We start from the raw sequence: 22,466 nt of genomic DNA on the forward strand, positions 1-22,466 counted from the left end.
GCCACGACCCTACACATACCTGGCACAACCCACCCAGACCCCTACGGTTGATGCCCATGACCCTGAGCATCCGCAACCAACTCCCCGGCACCGTCACGTCCGTCACCTCCGGCGAGGTGATGGCCACCGTGGGAATCCGCCTCACCGGCGGCCGGAACCTCACCGCGGCCATCACCAGGGAAGCGGTAACCGCCCTCGGCCTCGCCCCGGGCTCCCCCGTCCGTGCCCTGGTGAAGTCAACGGAGGTGGCCCTCGCCACCGGCGCGGCGGAGGCCCTCTCCGGCCTCTCCATCCGCAACCAGCTCCCCGGCACGGTCACCACCATCGCCACCGGCGCCGCGATGGCCTCCGTGAAGATCGCGTTCGACGACATCGAACTCACCGCGGCCATCACCAAGGACGCCGCCACGGACCTCGGCCTCGCGCCCGGCACCCCGGTCGTGGCCCTGATCAAGTCGACCGAGGTCTCCCTTTCCACAGCGTGACGCCACCGACGTAACCCCGAAAAACGAGAGGACCCCGCCAAAGCGGGGCCCTCTCACCGAGCACAGTCAGCCTCAGTCCTCGTAAGCGTCCAGCGGCGGGCACGAGCACACCAGGTTCCGGTCCCCGAAGGCCTGGTCGATCCGTCGCACCGGCGGCCAGTACTTGTCGGCCACCACGACCCCGCTCGGGAACACCGCCTCCTCACGGCTGTACGCGTGCGCCCACTCGCCACCGAGCGCCGCGGCGGTGTGCGGGGCGTTCCGCAGCGGGTTGTCCTCCGCCGGCCAATCCCCGGACCCGACCTTCTCGATCTCCGCGCGAATGGCGATCATCGCATCGCAGAACCGATCCAGCTCGACGAGGTCCTCGGACTCGGTCGGCTCGATCATCAGCGTCCCGGCCACCGGGAACGACATGGTCGGCGCGTGGAACCCGTAGTCGATGAGCCGCTTGGCGACGTCGTCCACGCTCACACCCGTCGCCTTGGTCAGCGGCCGCAGGTCGATGATGCACTCGTGCGCGACCAGCCCACCGGGCCCGGTGTAGAGCACGGGGTAGTGCGGCTCGAGCCGCTTGGCGATGTAGTTGGCGCTCAGCACGGCCACCTGCGTGGCCCGCTTCAGCCCTTCGCCGCCCATGAGCCGCACGTAGGCCCAGGAGATCGGCAGAATCCCCGCCGAGCCCCACGGGGCGGCGGAAATCGGCCCGACACCGGTCTCGGGCCCGGCCGCGGGCTGCAACGGGTGGTTCGGCAGGTACGGCGCCAGGTGCGCCCGCACGCCCACCGGCCCGACGCCCGGCCCGCCGCCACCGTGCGGGATGCAGAACGTCTTGTGCAGGTTCAGGTGCGAGACGTCGCCGCCGAAGTGCCCGGGCTTGGCAAGCCCGACCAGGGCGTTGAGGTTGGCGCCGTCTACGTACACCTGACCGCCGGCCTCGTGCACCTGCGCGCAGATGTCGGCGACATGCTCCTCGAACACGCCGTGCGTCGAGGGGTACGTGATCATGAGCACCGCGAGCTCGTCCCGGTGCTGCTCGATCTTCGCCCGCAGATCCTCGACGTCGATCTCACCGTCCTCGGCGGTCTTGACGACGACGACCTTCATGCCCGCCATGACAGCGCTGGCGGCGTTGGTCCCGTGCGCGGAGGACGGAATCAGACAGACCGTCCGCTGCTCATCGCCATTGGCCCGGTGATACCCGCGTACGGCGAGCAGCCCGGCCAACTCACCCTGCGACCCGGCGTTGGGCTGGAGCGACACCTTGTCGTAGCCGGTGACCTCGGCGAGCCGCTCCTCCAGCTCCCGGATGAGCGTCAGATAGCCCTGCGCCTGCGCGGCGGGCGCGAAGGGGTGCAGCTGCCCGAACTCCGGCCAGGTGACCGGCTCCATCTCGGTGGTGGCGTTGAGCTTCATGGTGCAGGAGCCCAGCGGGATCATGCCGCGGTCGAGCGCGTAGTCCCGGTCGGCGAGGCGGCGCAGATAGCGCAGCATCGCGGTCTCGGACCGGTACTGGTGGAAGACGGGGTGGGTCAGGAACTCGTCGTCGCGCACCAGCGCATCCGGCAGCGCGTCCTCGGCCGCGACGTCCAGCGCCTCGACGTCCCCCTCGACCCCGAACGCCGCCCATACGGCGCCGAGTTGAGCCCGGTTGGTGGTCTCGTCGCAGGCGATGGAGAGGTGGTCGGCGTCGACGAGCCGCAAGTTGACCCCGTTCGCCTCGGCGGCGGCGACGACCTCACCGGCCTTGCCGGGCACGCGCACGGTCAGGGTGTCGAAGTAGGCCCCGTGCACGACCTCGACCCCACCGGCGGCAAGCCCCGCGGCGAGGACACGGGCGTAGCGATGGGTCCGCCGGGCGATGCCCTTCAGCCCCTCCGGGCCGTGGTAGACGGCGTACATCCCCGCCATGACAGCGAGCAGCACCTGAGCGGTACAGATGTTGCTGGTGGCCTTCTCCCGCCGGATGTGCTGCTCACGGGTCTGCAGGGCGAGCCGGTAGGCCTTGTTGCCGTCCGCGTCCACGGACACGCCCACGAGCCGCCCGGGCAGGCTGCGCGCGAACTTCTCGTGCACCGCCATGTAACCGGCGTGCGGCCCGCCGAAGCCCATCGGCACACCGAACCGCTGCGTGGTCCCGACGGCGATGTCGGCCCCGAGCTCCCCGGGCGACTTCAGCAGCGTCAGCGCGAGCAGGTCGGCGGCGACGGTCACGAGGGCACCGAGTTCGTGCGCCTGGTCGACGACCGCCTTGATGTCGCGTACGGCACCGGAGGCGCCCGGGTACTGGAGGAGCACGCCGTTGATCTCACGCGCGGCGATGTCGGCGGGAATCCCGTCGCTGAGGTCGGCGACGACGACCTCGACGCCGGTCGGCTCGGCCCGCGTCTGGATCACGGCGATGGTCTGCGGCAACGCGTCCGCGTCGACGAGGAACAGACCCTTCTTGTTCTTGCCCATGCGCCGGGACAGCGCCAGCGCCTCGGCGGCGGCCGTGCCCTCGTCGAGCAGCGAGGCACCGGAGGTCGGCAGCCCGGTGAGCTCGGCGACCATGGTCTGGAAGTTGAGGAGGGCCTCGAGCCGGCCCTGGGAGATCTCGGGCTGGTAGGGCGTGTACGCCGTGTACCAGGCGGGGTTCTCCATGACGTTGCGCAGGATGACGGGCGGGGTGAAGGTCCCGTAGTACCCGAGGCCGATCATGGACCCGAGCACCTGGTTCCGATCGGCGAGCGAGCGGAGCTCGGCGAGCACCTCGGCCTCGGTCCGCGCGCCCGGCAGATCGAGGGCGTCAGCGTTCTTGATCACATCCGGCACCGCGGCGGCGGTGAGCTCGTCCAGCGAGCCGTATCCGACCTGCGCGAGCATCTTGGCCCGGGCTTCGTGGTCGGGGCCGATGTGACGCTGCTCGAAGGGAATCCCCTGCTCGAGTTCGGTGAGCGGAGTGCGGTGGGCGGTCATTGCGGAGGCCTCCTGGTCTGACGCGACCTTCGAGGGACACCACGGCTGCGGGTCCCGGCGGCCTCCCCCTCTGTCATCTCAACCTGAGAGCTTCACCGGGACACCCGAGGGTGCCCGGCTTTCACCGTCGGTGAGAGCGGAAGCCGTCGACACCCGCTCTGCTTTCCAGAGTGACCTCGTCCGTGCGGTACGTGGGCCTGAGAGATTCCGGGGAGGATTTGCTCCTTCGGCGCCCCCGGACGTTCTCCGGAGGACTCTCCCGCACAGGGTCAACAGCCGCTTGCCAGCCTACCAGCGCACAAAAAGTCGATCCCTTGAGGAGTCCTCGAGTGGCCACTGGCCCTAATGTGCTCTTTTGTAGTGCTTACGGATGAGTTGCGAGTGGCGACCTAGTGGAGGGCCCGTGCAGACCGACATCGATCCGCGCAACCTGATCGGCCGCAAGGCGTTCGACCGCAACGGCACCAAGATCGGCACGATCGACGAGGTCTACCTCGACGACGCGACCGGAGTGCCGGAGTGGGCGGCCATACGCACCGGCCTGTTCTCCCGGGACGCCTTCGTCCCCCTGGAGCCCAGCGAACTGATCGAGGGCACCCTTCAGGTCCCCTTCGACCGCTCCTTGATCAAGGACGCCCCCGACTTCGGCGTCGGCCGCCACCTCTCCCCCGACCAGGAACTCCAGCTGTACCACCACTACGGCCTGGACGTGGCCTCACCCCCGCCGCTCCCGGACAGGGACTTCGGCAAGTTGGCGGGCACGGAGGAAGCAGAAGCCTGACAGCGGCGGCCCGCGGCGAGGCCCTCACACACACTCGAACGCGCACAGCCGACCGCACCCTGCTCCCGAGCGCCCACGGGCCCGCACCCGACAGCGAAACTGTCACGGGTGGTGCGGGTGGGAAATCAAATCCGGCCGAAGGCCGGCTGCCTCACCCTCCGCCGACTCCACCGGCACCAACGGCAAGGGCTCAGCCAAAGCCAACAACTCATCGTCAACCCGAAACGTCCGCACCCGCCCCGGCTCGGAATCCGGCGTCTCGAACCGCACCGTCACCCGCCCCAGCCCACTCCCCTGCACCCACCCGTGCCCGAACTCGGCATGCACCACGTCATGCCCCGCGGCGAACCGCCGCTCGACAGGCACCTCCACCCTCTCGTCGGCCACCTCCCCGGAGTCCTCCTCGGCAACCTCGCCGAGATCCCCCGCAGCCTGCGCGAACAGATCCTCCTGCGTGTAGTCGGCCAGCCCGGAGACCCCCACCCCCAGCAACCGCACACCCCCCGTCGTGTCCACGGACTCCAGCAACCGAGCCGCGGCCTCCCGCACGACGGCCACATCATCGGTGGGCCCCCGCAAGGTCTCGGACCGGGTCAGCGTCGAGAAGTCGTACCGCCGCACCTTCAGCACGATCGTCCGCCCCGACAACCCGGCTCCCCGCAGCCGCCGCACGCACCGGTCGGCCAGCCGCTGCACCTCCATCCCCACCCGCAGCCGGTCGTGGATGTCCACGTCGTAGGTGTCCTCGACCGACACCGACTTGGTCTCCCGCTCCGCCACCACGGGCCGCTCGTCGTGCGCCAACGCCATGGCGTACAGCCCATGCCCGTGCGCCTTCCCGAGCAGCCGTACGAGCTCGTCCTCGCCCGCCTCGACGATCTCGTCGACCGTGTGGATGCCGGCCCGTCGCAGATGGTCGCCCGTCGCCGGCCCCACCCCCGGCAGAATCCGCACGGACATCGGCCCGAGCATCTCCCGTTCGCTCCCCGGGTCGATCACCACCAGACCGTCGGGCTTGGCCTGCTCGGACGCGATCTTCGCGAGCATCTTGGACGCCGCGAGTCCCACCGATCCCGTCAGCCCGGTGACCGCCCGTATGTCGGCGCGCAGCTTCTCCCCCGCGAGCCGCGCCGACGCCTCGTCCCAGGCCGCACCCCCGGCCTCCAGGTCCACGAACGCCTCGTCGAGGCTCAACGGCTCCACCAACGGCGACAGCGCCCGCAGCAGCCCCATCACCTGCTCGCTGATCGCCCGGTAGAACCCGAAGCGCGGCACGAGATACGCGGCATTGGGCGCCAGCCGCCGCGCCTGGGCCATCGGCATCGCGGAGTGCACCCCGAAAACCCGTGCCTCGTACGACGCGGTCGCCACCACACCGCGCGGCCCCAGTCCGCCCACGATGACGGCTTTCCCACGCAGACTCGGCTTGGACGCCTGCTCCGCGGAGGCGAAGAAGGCATCCATGTCGAGATGCAGGATCGTGGGCGCGGTTCTCACATGTCCGATGCTGCCCTACGCCACTGACAATGCCCTCGGTAATCCCCCGGGCAAAGCCTCAAACGGCCCGATTGCCCCGCCGCCGCGCCAGCTCGTCGGCGGGGTTGTGCCCCACCAGCGTCTCCCCGGTGTCGATCCGCTCCCCGTGCAGCTGGGACAACGCGCTCTCGACGTCCCGCCACACCACGCCCACGGCGATCCCGAAGATGCCCTGCCCGCCCTGGAGCAGCGCGTGGACCTCGTCGGGCGAGGTGCACTCGTAGACCGTGGCACCGTCGCTCATCAGCGTCATGCGCTCCAGGTCCCGGAAACCGCTCTCCCGCAGGTGCTGCACGGCGGTACGGATGTTCTGGAGCGACACACCGGTGTCGAGGAACCGCTTGACGACCTTCAGGACGACGACGTCCCGGAAGCTGTACAGGCGCTGCGTCCCCGACCCGTAGGCGGGCCGCACGCTCGGCTCGACGAGCCCGGTGCGCGCCCAGTAGTCGAGTTGCCGATAGGTGATGCCGGCGGCCGCACAGGCCGTCGGCCCGCGGTAGCCGATCTGCTCGGACGCCATGGACGTCGCCCCTCCGCCACTGCTCGGCACGGCCGCCGGTCGCTGCGGAGCGTGATCGGCCGCGTTGCTGTGCTGGGGATCCCCCCAACTCGAACGCAGTTGAGAGCTCGGGGGAGGGTACGGACCGCTTGCCCCGAGACTCCGTCCGGGGGCACCCCCAGCCGTACCGCCGCCGCTGCTGCTCACGCCGACCTCCGTCCTTGACCTGCCTTCTCGACGGTAGGCAGTCACCCGGGGTGCGTCAACGATCGCCACACTCGGCACGCCGAGTGATAATCACCCTAGGAGTGGTTTGCCGTACCCCACCGCGGGGAAAGGCTAGCCGAATGCGCTCGGGGCGGGCCGTAGGACGCTCTCACACGCCGGTGGCAAATGCCGGCATTTCCGTGGTGACCGGACACAGCCGACCCGTCACGGACGGCGAGTCCACCGGGCCGGCCCCCGTCTCACTGGCTGCTGGTGCCGAAGTCCTCGGGCGAGATCTGGTCGAGGAACTCGCGGAACTTCTCCACCTCGTCCTCCTGCTCGTCCGGGATCGCGATCCCGGCGTCGTCGAGCACACCGTCGCTGCCGTAGATCGGCGTTCCGGTGCGCAGGGCCAGCGCTATGGCATCGGACGGCCGGGCGCTCACCTCCACGCCGCTCGCGAAGACCAGTTCCGCGTAGAAGACGCCCTCACGCAGATCCGTGATGCGCACTTCGGTGAGCTCCTGGCCGACGGCCTCCAGCACGTCCTTGAACAGGTCGTGGGTCAGCGGTCGTGCGGGGGCCATGCCCTGCTGGGCGAAGGCGATCGCCGTCGCCTCCCCCGGCCCGATCCAGATGGGGAGGTAGCGGTCGCCTCCCACTTCACGCAGGAGCACGATCGGTTGGTTGGAGGGCATTTCGACCCGGACACCTACGACATCGAGCTCGTTCACACAGCAACCCTAGGCCGTGCCCGGGACGTTTGGGTAGTCGGGCAGGAAACGGGGGCCCGATCCGGCGTCCGCGCCCTTCAGGGCAGCCGCACACCGAGGGCGGTCTGCACCAGGGCCGCGTGCAGCTTCACCGTGAGCCCCGCCAGTTCCTTCGTACGGGCCTCGGCGTGCGCCCGGGTCTGCGGATTGCGGTGCCGCTTCAGCGGGGCCACCACCTGGTCCACCAGCCCCGCCTCCCGGTCGGCGGCGGCCTTCATCGCGCGCAGATGCCGCGGCTCGATCCCGAACCGCCCGAGCTCGACGACGAGTGCCGCCACAGTGACCGCCTCGGCGTCGTAGGCCCCGTCCGGCAGCGGGGCGATGAGTCCGTAGGACTCCCACTCCTCGAGCTCCTGCTCGCCGATCTCGGCGGCGGCCAGCAGCTCGGACCGGCCGATCCGCGCGGCCGTGGGGGCCTCCCAGGGCTCCTGAAGCGTTTCTCCGTCCCGCTGGCGCCCCACCACGGGCAGCGCCACGGCCTCCCCGCGCTCCATGGCGTCCAGATACTCCCGGATCACCTTGAGCGGCAGATAGTGGTCCCGCTGCATCCTCAGCACATGCCCGAGACGCTCGACGTCGCCCGCGCTGAACTTGCGGTACCCCGAGGGGGTCCGCTGCGGCTCGATGAGCCCCTCGGACTCCAGGAAGCGGATCTTGGAGATGGTGACTTCGGGGAACTCGTCGCGCAGCACATTGAGCACCGTGCCGATGCTCATCAGCCCACTGTCCGCGGCGGCGGTACCGTGACCGGCACCGCCGCTCGGTGTTTGAAGCATGGACCTTCCCTGACGGGGTCAGTAGCCCCGCTGGCTCGCGTAGAAGACCAGCCGGTACTTGCCGATCTGTACCTCGTCCCCGTTGTGCAGCGGCACCGTGTCGATCCGCTCGCGGTTCACGTACGTGCCGTTGAGGCTGCCGACGTCGCCCACGGTGAACGAACCGTCCTGCTGGCGACGGAACTCCACGTGCCGACGCGACACCGTCACGTCGTCGAGGAAGATGTCGCTCTGCGGATGACGCCCCGCCGTGGTCAGATCGCCGTCCAGCAGGAAGCGGCTGCCCGAGTTCGGTCCACGGCGCACGACCAGGAGTGCGGAGCCCAGGGGCAGCGCGTCCACGGCCGCCTGCGCCTCCGGGGAGAGCGTCGGCAGCTGCGTCTGGCCGGTCGCCTCGGCGTCGTAGGCCTCGAGACCGGAGATGGAGATGGTGGAGGTCGTCTCGGACGGACGCTCGGGCGCACCGCGCAGCGGCGCACCGCAGTTGGAGCAGAAGCGGCTGTTCTCCGCGTTGCGGTTACCGCACCTCGTACACACCAGGGCCGACATGGAAAACTCTCCACCCGTACTCGAGGTTGACGGTTGCCCGAAACCTATGCCGCCGGACTGCGCAGGGTCAACAGACGGCGCGCCCTGACCTCCCGGAACGCCGCCCACCTGGTCCCGGAACAGGGGGCGCTGGCCCTCCGCGTCTGGCTGTGCGCGATGACGAGCGGTGGCGTTCGCATTGTCGCTACCCTCTCGCGCGCTCTTGCCGAACAACTTCGCAAACAACTTCACGGGCGATTCCCCTTGACCGAAACAGACCCGCCCGTGGGGCAGGACGAACCCTGATTGCATACACCGGCCGACCCGGACATCCTGACAACGTCCGTATCCACCAGACAGTTTCCACCACGCACCACCCAATCGGTGCGCCGACCCCCCGCAACCTCATGCCCTGGCCGGACGTGCCTCATGCACCCCCGGTTCACCGGGAGGACGACCGAGCGTAGTCAGGCTGCTTCGCGGCTCGCAAGGCGTCCACGACGATCTTGGTAGACCGCTCGACGGTGACGGTGGCCTGCTCCTTCTCCAGAGTCTGCACCACGCCTCCAGGAATGTTGAGCGCCGGTTCCAGGTCCTGCGGCTTGCCGATGACCTTGAAACGATAGGGGGCGTTGATCTTGTTCCCGTCGACGCTCACGCTGTTGCCGGAATCGGTCAGATACGTCCCGGCGACCACCCGCACGCCGTTCACCTGGATCGCCTCGGCACCGGCCGCGCGCAGCTCCTGGATCGCGTCGAGCAGCATGTCCGCCTCGACCGTCCCCTTCGTGTCGTCGATGGTCATCGTGATACCTGGCCCCTGCGCGGCCACCGTGCCCGCGAGGATGCCGAGTTGCCGCTCCTTCTCCAGCGTCTGCTTGCGGGCCTCCTCCGCCTGGTCCGAGCTGTTCTCCAACTCGTCACGCTGCTTCTCGAGGCCCGCCTTCTCGTCCTCAAGACGCTGAGTACGGTCATCCAGTTCATCGAGAATGCGAACAAGATCTTCCTGACGGGCACCGCGCAGCGCGCTGTCGCCGTCGCTGTTCGACGCCACCTGCACCGCCAGCCCGAATCCGAGGCCGAACAGCAGCACGGCGACGATCAGTTGGGCACGCGTGACACGCGGCGGCCACAACCCCTGGACGAGCCGCTGGCGTCCGGTCACCCCGGGTGTCGCGTCCGGCTCGTCCTTGTCGTTCGTCTCGGCCGACGGGACCGCCTCCGGAGCCGTCGCGGGCGTCTCCTCCGGCAGTTCCTTGCGCAGCCTGTTCTCCGGCGTACCGTCCTGGTCGCTCATCGGCCTCACGCCCGGAAGACGTGCCGGCGGATCGCCGCGGCGTTCGAGAAGATGCGGATACCGAGGACGACGACCACACCGGTCGACAGCTGAGCACCCACGCCCAACTTGTCGCCCAGGAACACGATCAGCGCGGCGACGACCACATTGGACAGGAACGACACCACGAAGACCTTGTCGTCGAAGATGCCGTCGAGCATGGCCCGCAGACCACCGAACACGGCGTCGAGCGCCGCCACGACGGCGATCGGCAGATAAGGCTCGACGACCGCCGGAACCTCAGGCCGGACCAACAGGCCGGCCACGACTCCCACGACGAGGCCCAGTACGGCGATCACGATGTGCCCTTCTCAGTTCTCGGCTGTGCTGTACGTACGATCACACTCGTTGCTGCAGGCAACCGGAGATCCCCCTCCACGGAGATGGCCGTCCGGATGCCGTAGTTCTCCTGCAGGGCGTTCAGATACAGCCCGTCGGCGCTGTTCTGGAACCTGGTGCTCAGCCGCTGCCCGTCCCCCACCGCGAGCACCGTGTACGGCGGCACCAGCGGCCTGTTGTCGACCAGTATCGCGTCACCGGCGGCCCTGATCGCGGACAGCGCCGTCAACCGCTGTCCGTTGATGGAGACGGCCTCCGCGCCCGACTCCCACAGCCCGTTGACGACGCGCTGCATGTCCCGGTCCCGGACCCGGCCGGTGTCGGAGAACCCGGAGGTCTCGCGCGGGTCGCCGTCACCACCGGTGGTGGCCTCCTTGGCGTCGTCCACGACCAGCTTCACGCCTGGTCCGTGCACGGCCGTGGCGCCCGACAGCAGGCCGACCAGGTCCGCCTGCCCGCTGCCGCCGCTGTCCCTGAGCGCCGCGCGCTGCATGGCGCTCACGTCGTCGCGCAGGTCGTCGACCGTGCCCTCCAGCCTGTCGGCCGCGTCCGTCTCCCGGTCGATGCGGTCGATCAGCTCCTCGCGCTCCTTGGCCACGACGGGAGCCGCGACGCGCGCCTGCGCCGCACCGACGGTCACGACAAGCGCCGCCAGCACCAGGCCGGCGGCAAGCCCCAGCTTCGCCCGCAGCGTCTTGGGCAGGCCCCCTTCGCCCGCGGCCTTCTTCCGAGCGGCCGCCTCGGCATACCCGTCGTCGAGGCTGTGGTCCATGACGTTGGTGAGCAGCGACATGGACGCGTCCGGACGCGAGGGGCGCGTGGGTGTGCTCCGAACGGGGGGCTGCTGCGGCATGCCGCACATCGTCGCACGTCGCGACCAGTACCTCCGAACGGCCCCACCGGCGTGCCGGACAGGCCCCCTTGGGGACACTTGTCCGGCACGCACGCGTGCTGCGGATTTAGCGACCGGCGCTGTCCACGACCGCCGCCCACTCGTCCAGCAACGCCTGGGCAGAGGCGTCGTCGGGCCCTTCCGCCCACAGATGGGTGACCGCCTCGGCGGGATCGGGCAGCACCATGACCCACCGCCCGTCGGTCTCCACGACCCGCACTCCATCGGTCGTGTCGACAAAGCGATCCCCGGCCGCCTCCACGACCCGGCGCATCACGAGCCCCTTGACCGCCCAGGGAGTCGCCAGATCCCGCTTGAGCACATGCGCCCGCGGAATCCGCGCGTCGATCTGGCTGAGCGTGAGCTGCGTCCGCGCGACAAGCCCGATCAGCCGTACGAAGGCCGCCGTACCGTCGAAGACGCTGCTGAACTCGGGCACGATGAACCCGCCCTTGCCGTCACCACCGAAGATGGTCGAGTCATCACGCCCGACCCGCGTCAGGTCGTCGGGTGACGTGGTCGTCCACTCCACCTGCGTCCCGTGGTACGCCGCCACCTGCTCGGCGATCCGCGTGGTGGTCACCGGCAGCGCCACCCGCCCACTGCGCCGCTCCGCGGCCACCAGATCGAGCATGACGAGCAACGCCCGGTCGTCCTCGATGATCCGACCCTTCTCGTCGACCAGCGACAAGCGCTCGCCGACCGGGTCGAACCGCACCCCGAAGGCGGCCCGCGACGACGCCACGATCTCCCCGAGCCGCACCAGCCCCGACCGCCGCACGTCGGCGGTCTCCGTGGGCCGTGACTCGTCGAGCCCCGGGTTGACGGTCAACGAGTCCACCCCGAGCTTCCCGAGCAGACTGGGCAGCACAAGCCCGGCACTGCCGTTCGAGGCATCGACGACGACCTTCAGCCCGGACTCGGCAATCCCCGTGGTGTCGACGTTCCGCAGCAACGACCCGGTGTACGAGTCGAACACGCTCGCGGGGAAGTGCAGGTCCCCGATCTCACCGGGGAACGCACGCCGGTACTCCTGCCGCGCGAACACCCGGTCCAGCTTCCGCTGACTGCCCTGCGACAGGTCGGCTCCACGCCCGTCGAAGAACATGATGTCGACGGAATCCGGCACCCCGGGTGTCGTACGAATCATGATCCCGCCCGCACTGCCCCGCGCGGTCTGCTGCCGGGCAACCGGCAGCGGTACGTTCTCCAGATCTCTTACGTCGATGGCGCTGGCCTGCAACGCGGAGATGACCGCCCTCTTCAGCGCGCGCGCACCACGCGAGTGGTCGCGGGCCGTGGTGACCGTCGACCCCTTCTTCAACGTCGTCGCGTAAGCGCCGGCGAGACGCACGGCCAGCTCGGGAGTGATCTCCACGTTCAGAATTCCCGAGACCCCACGGGCACCGAAGAGATGCGCCTGCCCTCGGGACTCCCAGATCACCGAAGTGTTGACGAAGGCGCCGGCCTCGATGGTCTTGAACGGATAGACCCGCACATTGCCCTGCACGATCGATTCTTCACCGATCAGGCACTCGTCGCCGATGACCGCGCCGTCCTCGATCCGGGCCGCACGCATGATGTCGGTGTTCTTCCCGACGACACAGCCCCGCAGATTGCTGTGCTGCCCGACATAGACGTTGTCGTGCACAACGGCCTTGTGCAGGAACGCCCCGCTCTTCACGACGACGTTGGACCCCACGACGGTGTGCTCACGGATCTCGACGCCGGCCTCGACCTTGGCGTAGTCCCCGATGTAGAGAGGGCCCCGCAGTACGGCGTCCGGATGCACTTCCGCACCCTCGGCGACCCACACCCCGGGCGAGAGCTCGAAGCCGTCGATCTCGACGTCGACCTTGCCCTCCAGGACATCGGCCTGGGCCTTCACATAGCTCTCGTGGGTACCGACGTCCTCCCAGTAGCCCTCGGCCACAAAGCCGTAGATCGGCTTGCCTTCCTTCATGAGCTGAGGGAAGACGTCACCGGACCAGTCGACGGGTACGTCGGCCTCGACATAGTCGAAGACCTCGGGCTCCATCACATAGATGCCGGTGTTCACCGTGTCGGAGAAGACCTGCCCCCAGGTCGGCTTCTCCAGGAAGCGCTCGACCTTTCCTTCTTCGTCGACGATGGTGATACCGAATTCCAGCGGATTGGGGACGCGCGTCAGACAGACGGTGACCAGCGCGCCCTTCTCCTTGTGGAAATTGATCAGCTCGGTGAGGTCGAAGTCCGTCAGGGCATCGCCGGAGATGACGAGGAAGGCATCGTCCTTCAACGCCTCCTCGGCGTTCTTGACGCTTCCGGCGGTACCGAGTGGCTTCTCCTCATTGGCATAGGAGAGCTCCATTCCGAGCTCTTCGCCGTCACCGAAGTAGTTCTTGACCAAGGAGGCCAGGAACTGGACAGTAACGACGGTCTCGTTGAGCCCATGCCTTTTGAGCAGCCTCAGAACGTGCTCCATGATCGGGCGGTTGGCCACGGGTAGGAGCGGCTTGGGCATGCTCGAGGTCATGGGGCGAAGGCGCGTGCCTTCGCCTCCGGCCATCACGACGGCCTTCATGTCGGAAGCGTCCTCCTCCAAGAGACGACGGTCTAGCCGACTTCACCCGTCCAGATTGTCCCGCACTTTTCCAGCACGGGCCATCGCACCACTAAGACTGCGCCAATCGGCGAGTTCAATCGGCCATGGCGTCCGCACGAACCAAGCGGCGGACTTGTACCACGTAGAGGACTCCTGCCCACCAGTACAGGGTTGTACCCCATCCTGCGAACGCCCATCCGAAAATAGCAGCGAGTGACGGCAGCCAGCCAGTTCCGTCACTGAGCAGCAGCAAGGGGAAGGCATACATCAGGTTGAACGTGGCGGCCTTGCCGAGGAAGTTCACCTGAGGCGGCGGATAGCCATGGCGCCTGAGGATGCCCACCATCACCAGCAGAACCAGCTCACGCGCGAGCAGTACAGCGGTCAACCAAATCGGCAGAATCTCGCGCCATGTCAGCCCGACCAAAGTCGAGAGAATGTAGAGCCGGTCCGCGGCAGGATCCAGAAGCCGGCCGAGGCTGCTGATCTGGTTCCAGCGCCGGGCGAGCTTGCCGTCCAGGTAGTCACTGACGCCACTGAAGGCCAACACCAGAAGCGCCCAACCATCACTCTGGGGGCCTCCGAACTCGGGCCTGAGGATCAACCACAGGAAGAGGGGCACACCAACGAGCCGCGCCATGCTGAGGATGTTGGGGATGGTGAGGACTCGATCCGTCTGGACGCGAGTCTCCTGGACCTCCACCCGGGGGCCTCCTGTGGGAAACGTGCGAACGATGCCCCCTGACCTTACCTCAACGCAAAAAAGCTCCGGCTCTCGGGCGTATGCCCAAGAGCCGGAGCTGTAAAAGGAGTTCGGCGGCGTCCTACTCTCCCACAGGGTCCCCCCTGCAGTACCATCGGCGCTGTAAGGCTTAGCTTCCGGGTTCGGAATGTAACCGGGCGTTTCCCTCACGCTATGACCACCGAAACACTATGAAACTGTCAAACACTGCCACACCACGCCGTGACCAGGCGCGGGGCTGTTCGTGGTTTCAGAACCAACACAGTGGACGCGAGCAACTGAGGACAAGCCCTCGGCCTATTAGTACCGGTCACCTCCACACGTTACCGTGCTTCCAGATCCGGCCTATCAACCCAGTCGTCTACTGGGAGCCTTACCCCATCAAGTGGGTGGGAGTCCTCATCTCGAAGCAGGCTTCCCGCTTAGATGCTTTCAGCGGTTATCCCTCCCGAACGTAGCCAACCAGCCATGCCCTTGGCAGAACAACTGGCACACCAGAGGTTCGTCCGTCCCGGTCCTCTCGTACTAGGGACAGCCCTTCTCAAGACTCCTACGCGCACAGCGGATAGGGACCGAACTGTCTCACGACGTTCTAAACCCAGCTCGCGTACCGCTTTAATGGGCGAACAGCCCAACCCTTGGGACCGACTCCAGCCCCAGGATGCGACGAGCCGACATCGAGGTGCCAAACCATCCCGTCGATATGGACTCTTGGGGAAGATCAGCCTGTTATCCCCGGGGTACCTTTTATCCGTTGAGCGACGGCGCTTCCACAAGCCACCGCCGGATCACTAGTCCCGACTTTCGTCCCTGCTCGACCCGTCGGTCTCACAGTCAAGCTCCCTTGTGCACTTACACTCAACACCTGATTGCCAACCAGGCTGAGGGAACCTTTGGGCGCCTCCGTTACTCTTTAGGAGGCAACCGCCCCAGTTAAACTACCCATCAGACACTGTCCCTGATCCGGATCACGGACCCAGGTTAGACATCCAGCACGACCAGACTGGTATTTCAACGACGACTCCACCCGAACTGGCGTCCGAGCTTCACAGTCTCCCAGCTATCCTACACAAGCCGAACCGAACACCAATATCAAACTGTAGTAAAGGTCCCGGGGTCTTTCCGTCCTGCTGCGCGAAACGAGCATCTTTACTCGTAGTGCAATTTCACCGGGCCTATGGTTGAGACAGTCGAGAAGTCGTTACGCCATTCGTGCAGGTCGGAACTTACCCGACAAGGAATTTCGCTACCTTAGGATGGTTATAGTTACCACCGCCGTTTACTGGCGCTTAAGTTCTCAGCTTCGCAACCCCGAAAGGTCACTAACCGGTCCCCTTAACGTTCCAGCACCGGGCAGGCGTCAGTCCGTATACATCGCCTTACGGCTTCGCACGGACCTGTGTTTTTAGTAAACAGTCGCTTCTCGCTGGTCTCTGCGGCCACCCCCAGCTCGAGGAGCAAGTCCTCTCACCAAGCGTGGCCCCCCTTCTCCCGAAGTTACGGGGGCATTTTGCCGAGTTCCTTAACCATAGTTCACCCGAACGCCTCGGTATTCTCTACCTGACCACCTGAGTCGGTTTAGGGTACGGGCCGCCATGAAACTCGCTAGAGGCTTTTCTCGACAGCATAGGATCATCCACTTCACCACAATCGGCTCGGCATCAGGTCTCAGCCTTATGTGATCCGGATTTGCCTAGATCACGGCCTACACCCTTACCCCGGGACAACCACCGCCCGGGATGGACTACCTTCCTGCGTCACCCCATCACTCACCTACTACCAGATCGGGTCAGCGGCTCCACCACTCCCCTTTGCCCGAAGGCTCCGGGGCGGCTTCACGGCCTTAGCATCACTGGATTCGATGTTTGACGCTTCACAGCGGGTACCGGAATATCAACCGGTTATCCATCGACTACGCCTGTCGGCCTCGCCTTAGGTCCCGACTTACCCTGGGCAGATCAGCTTGACCCAGGAACCCTTAGTCAATCGGCGCACACGTTTCTCACGTGTGAATCGCTACTCATGCCTGCATTCTCACTCGTCAACCGTCCACAACTCGCTTCCGCGGCTGCTTCACCCGGCAGACGACGCTCCCCTACCCATCACAGCCTCCGTTGGGAGTATTGCTGCAATGACACGACTTCGGCGGTACGCTTGAGCCCCGCTACATTGTCGGCGCGGAATCACTAGACCAGTGAGCTATTACGCACTCTTTCAAGGGTGGCTGCTTCTAAGCCAACCTCCTGGTTGTCTGTGCGACTCCACATCCTTTCCCACTTAGCGTACGCTTAGGGGCCTTAGTCGATGCTCTGGGCTGTTTCCCTCTCGACCATGGAGCTTATCCCCCACAGTCTCACTGCCGCGCTCTCACTTACCGGCATTCGGAGTTTGGCTAAGGTCAGTAACCCGGTAGGGCCCATCGCCTATCCAGTGCTCTACCTCCGGCAAGAAACACACGACGCTGCACCTAAATGCATTTCGGGGAGAACCAGCTATCACGGAGTTTGATTGGCCTTTCACCCCTAACCACAGGTCATCCCCCAGGTTTTCAACCCTGGTGGGTTCGGTCCTCCACGAAGTCTTACCTCCGCTTCAACCTGCCCATGGCTAGATCACTCCGCTTCGGGTCTTGAGCGCGCTACTAAACCGCCCTATTCGGACTCGCTTTCGCTACGGCTTCCCCACACGGGTTAACCTCGCAACACACCGCAAACTCGCAGGCTCATTCTTCAAAAGGCACGCAGTCACGACGCATTGAGTAAACTCAATGCGCGACGCTCCCACGGCTTGTAGGCACACGGTTTCAGGTACTATTTCACTCCGCTCCCGCGGTACTTTTCACCATTCCCTCACGGTACTATCCGCTATCGGTCACCAGGGAATATTTAGGCTTAGCGGGTGGTCCCGCCAGATTCACACGGGATTTCTCGGGCCCCGTGCTACTTGGGTGTCTCTCAAACGAGCCGCTGACGTTTCGACTACGGGGGTCTTACCCTCTACGCCGGACCTTTCGCATGTCCTTCGCCTACATCAACGGTTTCTGACTCGTCCTGTCGCCGGCAGACGACAGAAGAGAGATCCCACAACCCCGTATACGCAACCCCTGCCGGGTCTCACACGCATACGGTTTGGCCTCATCCGGTTTCGCTCGCCACTACTCCCGGAATCACGGTTGTTTTCTCTTCCTGCGGGTACTGAGATGTTTCACTTCCCCGCGTTCCCTCCACATACCCTATGTGTTCAGGTATGGGTGACAGCCCATGACGACTGCCGGGTTTCCCCATTCGGAAACCCCCGGATCAAAGCCTGGTTGACGACTCCCCGGGGACTATCGTGGCCTCCCACGTCCTTCATCGGTTCCTGGTGCCAAGGCATCCACCGTGCGCCCTTAAAAACTTGGCCACAGATGCTCGCGTCCACTGTGCAGTTCTCAAACAACGACCAGCCACCCGTCACACACCACTCACGCGGTGCTTCACCGGGGCCGGCATCGAAGTACAACCTTGCGGCCGTTACTTCAGACACCCAACAGCGTGCCCGACACCCTCGCCACTCGTGATCAGCGTTCCACGCTCCGAAGAGCAGTACTGGCAGCCCGAGATGACTGAGAGTGCCGAATAATCAACGTTCCACCCATGAGCAACCAGCATCGAACGTTCGCCGATGTACTGGCCTCTGACCAACCGGAGTTGGTGAGAAGTGCTCCTTAGAAAGGAGGTGATCCAGCCGCACCTTCCGGTACGGCTACCTTGTTACGACTTCGTCCCAATCGCTGGTCCCACCTTCGACAGCTCCCTCCCACAAGGGGTTGGGCCACCGGCTTCGGGTGTTACCGACTTTCGTGACGTGACGGGCGGTGTGTACAAGGCCCGGGAACGTATTCACCGCAGCAATGCTGATCTGCGATTACTAGCAACTCCGACTTCATGGGGTCGAGTTGCAGACCCCAATCCGAACTGAGACAGGCTTTTTGAGATTCGCTCCACCTCACGGTTTCGCAGCTCATTGTACCTGCCATTGTAGCACGTGTGCAGCCCAAGACATAAGGGGCATGATGACTTGACGTCGTCCCCACCTTCCTCCGAGTTGACCCCGGCGGTCTCCTGTGAGTCCCCATCACCCCGAAGGGCATGCTGGCAACACAGGACAAGGGTTGCGCTCGTTGCGGGACTTAACCCAACATCTCACGACACGAGCTGACGACAGCCATGCACCACCTGTACACCGACCACAAGGGGGCGACCATCTCTGGCCGTTTCCGGTGTATGTCAAGCCTTGGTAAGGTTCTTCGCGTTGCGTCGAATTAAGCCACATGCTCCGCTGCTTGTGCGGGCCCCCGTCAATTCCTTTGAGTTTTAGCCTTGCGGCCGTACTCCCCAGGCGGGGAACTTAATGCGTTAGCTGCGGCACCGACGACGTGGAATGTCGCCAACACCTAGTTCCCACCGTTTACGGCGTGGACTACCAGGGTATCTAATCCTGTTCGCTCCCCACGCTTTCGCTCCTCAGCGTCAGTAATGGCCCAGAGATCCGCCTTCGCCACCGGTGTTCCTCCTGATATCTGCGCATTTCACCGCTACACCAGGAATTCCGATCTCCCCTACCACACTCTAGCTAGCCCGTATCGAATGCAGACCCGGGGTTAAGCCCCGGGCTTTCACACCCGACGTGACAAGCCGCCTACGAGCTCTTTACGCCCAATAATTCCGGACAACGCTTGCGCCCTACGTATTACCGCGGCTGCTGGCACGTAGTTAGCCGGCGCTTCTTCTGCAGGTACCGTCACTTTCGCTTCTTCCCTGCTGAAAGAGGTTTACAACCCGAAGGCCGTCATCCCTCACGCGGCGTCGCTGCATCAGGCTTTCGCCCATTGTGCAATATTCCCCACTGCTGCCTCCCGTAGGAGTCTGGGCCGTGTCTCAGTCCCAGTGTGGCCGGTCGCCCTCTCAGGCCGGCTACCCGTCGTCGCCTTGGTGAGCCGTTACCTCACCAACAAGCTGATAGGCCGCGGGCTCATCCTTCACCGCCGGAGCTTTCAACCCCCACCCATGCGAGTGGAAGTGGTATCCGGTATTAGACCCCGTTTCCAGGGCTTGTCCCAGAGTGAAGGGCAGATTGCCCACGTGTTACTCACCCGTTCGCCACTAATCCCCACCGAAGTGGTTCATCGTTCGACTTGCATGTGTTAAGCACGCCGCCAGCGTTCGTCCTGAGCCAGGATCAAACTCTCCGTGAATGTTTTCCCGTAATCGGGATGAACACCACGAGAGCGGAACCACCGGAGGAATGATCCGATGGTTCACAGCGTCCTCGCTGTGTTGTTTCAAAGGAACCTCGCCCCAACCGATGACCGGCCGGAGACGGGGTATCAACTAATCTGGCGTTGATTTTTGGCACGCTGTTGAGTTCTCAAGGAACGGACGCTTCCTTTGTACTCACCCGAGAGACTCTCTCAGGCTTTCCTCCGGGCGCTTCCCTTCGGTGTTCCAAACTCTATCAGTGTTTTTCCGACCCTCTGACCACCCTCCCGCAGGCATGCAGAAGGAGATCCAGAGATAGGATCTGACAAGTTGGTTGTTGCCTGGCAAGGACGCTTGGTGACGTCGCTCAACCCCGGGCAGGAGTACGACTGTACACGGGGCATCGGAGCACAGGCAAATCGATTTGAGCTATGGTCTAGACCACCTGGCAGCGACGGTACAGCAGGCGGCGGGCTCTCACGCGGAACCCGTACTTCATATGACATACCCTGCTGAACAGTGCGCCGTCCGATACAGGCAGTGACGGCCCATTCAGATCTCCACCCCTGGGAGGCTTCCCATGACCACCGTGACGTCCCCTCTTGCAGGACGCGCCATCGGACTGGCTTCCGTGCCCGATCCGGTCTTCTCCGGGGCCATGGTCGGCCCGGGTACGGCGATCGACCCCGTGCGTGAGCCTTCCGAGGCTGTCGCGCCCGTCGACGGAGTCATCGTCTCGCTCCACCCGCACGCCTTCGTCGTCGTCGACGACCAGGGCCACGGCGTGCTCACCCACCTCGGGATCGACACCGTGCAGCTCAACGGCGAGGGATTCGAGCTGCTCGTGAACAAGGGCGACACCGTGACGCGCGGCCAGAGCGTCGTGCGCTGGAACCCGGCCGCCGTGGAGGCGGCCGGCAAGTCGCCGGTCTGCCCGGTCGTGGCGCTCGAGGCCACGGCCGAGGCCCTCTCCGATCTGCGTGACAGCGGCGATGTGAAGGCCGGCGACAGCCTCTTCGCCTGGGCATGACGTCAACGCCGTCGTATGACGGCATGTAGTGGCAACCACCGCGGCGGCGGGACCCGCCGCACTATCGGAGACGGGTGAGATGGAAGCAACGCTGCGAGGCGTCGGCGTGAGCCACGGTGTGGCCATCGGCGAGGTTCGGCACATGGGAACGGCGGTTCTCGAACCGCCTGCCAAGCAGATTCCGGCGGAGGACGCGGAGCGCGAACAGGGGCGCGCCCGTAAGGCCGTGGAAGCTGTGGCCGCGGACCTGATGGCGCGCGGCAATCTGGCGGGTGGTGAGGCCCAGGCCGTGCTCGAGGCCCAGGCCATGATGGCCCAGGACCCGGAACTGATGGCGGACGTCGACCGGCGTATCGCCGTCGGCAGCACGGCCGAGCGTGCCGTGTACGACGCGTTCGCGGCGTACCGCGAGCTGCTGGCGGCTGCCGGTGAGTATCTCGCCGGTCGGGTCGCCGACCTTGATGACGTGCGGAATCGTATCGTCGCTCGTCTGCTCGGGGTTCCCATGCCGGGTGTCCCGGACAGTGACGAGCCCTATGTGCTGGTGGCGCGTGATCTGGCGCCCGCCGACACGGCTCTGCTGGACCCGACGCTGGTTCTCGGTTTTGTGACCGAGGAGGGCGGGCCGACCAGCCACAGCGCGATTCTGGCGCGGGCGCTCGGCGTCCCAGCTGTCGTCGCTCTGCCGGGCGCCGGTGAGCTGGCCGAGGGCACGGTGATCGCTGTCGACGGCAGCACCGGCGACATCTTCGTCGAGCCGAGCGAGGAGAAGAAGGCGGAGCTGGAGGCCGCCGCGGCCGAGCGCAAGGCGGCGCTGTCGGCGTCGACCGGGCCGGGTGCCACGGCCGACGGTCACAAGGTGCCGCTGCTGGCCAACGTCGGTGGTCCGGCGGACGTGCCGGCCGCGGTGGAGGCCGGTGCCGAGGGTGTGGGTCTGTTCCGTACGGAGTTCCTCTTCCTGGACGACAGCAAGAACGCCCCGTCGGAGGAGAAGCAGGTCGAGGCCTACCGACAGGTTCTCGAGGCCTTCCCCGAGGGTCGTGTCGTCGTCCGTGTGCTGGATGCCGGTGCGGACAAGCCGCTGGACTTCCTGACGCCTGGCGACGAGCCGAACCCGGCGCTGGGCGTGCGTGGTCTGCGCACGTTGCTCGACCACCCCGAGGTGCTGCGCACGCAGCTGACGGCCTTGGCGAAGGCCGCTGAGGGGCTGCCGGTCTACCTCGAGGTCATGGCCCCGATGGTGGCGGACCGTACGGATGCCAAGGCGTTCGCCGACGCGTGTCGTGCGGCGGGGTTGCGGGCGAAGTTCGGCGCGATGGTGGAGATCCCGTCGGCCGCGTTGCGGGCGCGCTCGATTCTGCAGGAGGTCGAGTTCCTGTCGCTGGGGACGAACGACCTCGCGCAGTACACCTTCGCCGCGGACCGTCAGGTGGGTGCGGTGTCTCGGCTGCAGGATCCTTGGCAGCCCGCGCTCCTGGACCTGGTCGCGCTGTCCGCGGAAGCGGCGAAGGCCGAGGGCAAGAGCTGTGGTGTGTGTGGTGAGGCAGCGTCCGACCCGCTGCTCGCCTGTGTGCTGACCGGTCTGGGGGTCACCTCGCTCTCCATGGGTGCGGCGTCGATTCCTTACGTACGGGCGACTCTGGCGAAGTACACGCTGGCGCAGTGCGAGCGTGCCGCTGCTGCCGCACGTGCTGCGGACAGTGCCGATGAGGCGCGCAGTGCCGCTCAGGCGGTGCTGTCCGGCGAGTAGTCGGTCT

General features: G+C 65.9%; 15 protein-coding genes, 3 rRNA genes and 1 riboswitch. Of the genes, 4 read left to right on the forward strand and 14 right to left on the reverse strand.

Annotated elements, in window-relative coordinates:
• The first annotated feature begins 56 nt into the window (after nucleotides 1-56).
• Entirely contained in the window at nucleotides 57-485 is a 429-nt protein-coding gene (locus EJC51_RS09395; RefSeq protein ID WP_126270656.1) for a TOBE domain-containing protein, read from the forward strand.
• Between the two features lie 72 nt (nucleotides 486-557).
• Here the strand turns inward: EJC51_RS09395 and gcvP are convergent, their stop codons facing one another.
• Nucleotides 558-3,443 (reverse strand): aminomethyl-transferring glycine dehydrogenase, encoded by a 2,886-nt coding sequence (gene gcvP / locus EJC51_RS09400; protein ID WP_126270657.1) that lies wholly within the window; start codon nucleotides 3,441-3,443, stop codon nucleotides 558-560.
• Between the two features lie 175 nt (nucleotides 3,444-3,618).
• Nucleotides 3,619-3,715: riboswitch (glycine riboswitch) on the reverse strand.
• A 131-nt stretch (nucleotides 3,716-3,846) separates the two neighbouring features.
• On the opposite strand from gcvP, the gene EJC51_RS09405 reads away from it, so the two are divergent.
• Complete coding sequence (locus tag EJC51_RS09405) at nucleotides 3,847-4,224, forward strand: PRC-barrel domain-containing protein (RefSeq protein ID WP_126270658.1); 378 nt, start codon at nucleotides 3,847-3,849, stop codon at nucleotides 4,222-4,224.
• A gap of 102 nt (nucleotides 4,225-4,326) precedes the next feature.
• Here EJC51_RS09405 and EJC51_RS09410 read toward each other — a convergent pair whose 3' ends face one another.
• From EJC51_RS09410 to EJC51_RS09470, 13 genes are all read right to left on the reverse strand, one after another.
• A complete protein-coding gene (locus EJC51_RS09410; RefSeq protein WP_244362571.1) occupies nucleotides 4,327-5,721 on the reverse strand; it encodes a DNA polymerase IV in 1,395 nt (464 codons plus the stop codon).
• Between the two features lie 58 nt (nucleotides 5,722-5,779).
• Nucleotides 5,780-6,469 carry a MerR family transcriptional regulator gene (locus tag EJC51_RS09415; protein WP_207924961.1) on the reverse strand — a complete coding sequence of 230 codons (690 nt, stop codon included), beginning with the start codon at nucleotides 6,467-6,469 and terminating at the stop codon, nucleotides 5,780-5,782.
• A gap of 260 nt (nucleotides 6,470-6,729) precedes the next feature.
• Complete coding sequence (locus EJC51_RS09420; protein WP_004002801.1) at nucleotides 6,730-7,203, reverse strand: bifunctional nuclease family protein; 474 nt, start codon at nucleotides 7,201-7,203, stop codon at nucleotides 6,730-6,732.
• 77 nt (nucleotides 7,204-7,280) lie between these two features.
• Nucleotides 7,281-8,018: a transcriptional regulator FtsR gene (gene ftsR / locus EJC51_RS09425; RefSeq protein WP_126270659.1), complete on the reverse strand. Its 738-nt coding sequence runs from the start codon at nucleotides 8,016-8,018 to the stop codon at nucleotides 7,281-7,283.
• Between the two features lie 18 nt (nucleotides 8,019-8,036).
• Nucleotides 8,037-8,927: an FHA domain-containing protein gene (locus EJC51_RS09430; protein WP_079310596.1), complete on the reverse strand. Its 891-nt coding sequence runs from the start codon at nucleotides 8,925-8,927 to the stop codon at nucleotides 8,037-8,039.
• A gap of 61 nt (nucleotides 8,928-8,988) precedes the next feature.
• Nucleotides 8,989-9,843, reverse strand: a complete 855-nt coding sequence (locus EJC51_RS09435) for a DUF881 domain-containing protein (protein ID WP_126270660.1) — start codon at nucleotides 9,841-9,843, stop codon at nucleotides 8,989-8,991.
• Between the two features lie 5 nt (nucleotides 9,844-9,848).
• Nucleotides 9,849-10,181, reverse strand: coding sequence for a small basic family protein (locus EJC51_RS09440; protein ID WP_003988855.1), 333 nt, complete (start codon nucleotides 10,179-10,181; stop codon nucleotides 9,849-9,851).
• Entirely contained in the window at nucleotides 10,178-11,014 is an 837-nt protein-coding gene (locus EJC51_RS09445) for a DUF881 domain-containing protein (protein WP_165951459.1), read from the reverse strand. The genes EJC51_RS09440 and EJC51_RS09445 overlap by 4 nt, the downstream gene beginning before the upstream one ends.
• A gap of 166 nt (nucleotides 11,015-11,180) precedes the next feature.
• A complete protein-coding gene (locus tag EJC51_RS09450) occupies nucleotides 11,181-13,676 on the reverse strand; it encodes a mannose-1-phosphate guanyltransferase (RefSeq protein ID WP_126270662.1) in 2,496 nt (831 codons plus the stop codon).
• 115 nt (nucleotides 13,677-13,791) lie between these two features.
• Entirely contained in the window at nucleotides 13,792-14,400 is a 609-nt protein-coding gene (clsA, locus tag EJC51_RS09455; protein WP_079310593.1) for a cardiolipin synthase ClsA, read from the reverse strand.
• A 108-nt stretch (nucleotides 14,401-14,508) separates the two neighbouring features.
• Nucleotides 14,509-14,625 (reverse strand): 5S ribosomal RNA (gene rrf / locus EJC51_RS09460).
• 94 nt (nucleotides 14,626-14,719) lie between these two features.
• A 23S ribosomal RNA gene (locus EJC51_RS09465) occupies nucleotides 14,720-17,841 on the reverse strand.
• Nucleotides 17,842-18,149: 308 nt separating this feature from the next.
• Nucleotides 18,150-19,675 (reverse strand): 16S ribosomal RNA (locus EJC51_RS09470).
• The 16S, 23S and 5S rRNA genes sit together here, the layout of an rRNA operon.
• A gap of 584 nt (nucleotides 19,676-20,259) precedes the next feature.
• Here EJC51_RS09470 and EJC51_RS09475 point away from each other — a divergent pair.
• On the forward strand, nucleotides 20,260-20,709 hold the full coding sequence (locus tag EJC51_RS09475) for a PTS sugar transporter subunit IIA (protein ID WP_126270663.1): 450 nt from the start codon (nucleotides 20,260-20,262) through the stop codon (nucleotides 20,707-20,709).
• A gap of 79 nt (nucleotides 20,710-20,788) precedes the next feature.
• Nucleotides 20,789-22,459: a phosphoenolpyruvate--protein phosphotransferase gene (gene ptsP, locus EJC51_RS09480; protein WP_126270664.1), complete on the forward strand. Its 1,671-nt coding sequence runs from the start codon at nucleotides 20,789-20,791 to the stop codon at nucleotides 22,457-22,459.
• Nucleotides 22,460-22,466 lie beyond the last annotated feature (7 nt).

The organism is Streptomyces aquilus (assembly GCF_003955715.1).
Classification (GTDB): domain Bacteria; phylum Actinomycetota; class Actinomycetes; order Streptomycetales; family Streptomycetaceae; genus Streptomyces; species Streptomyces aquilus.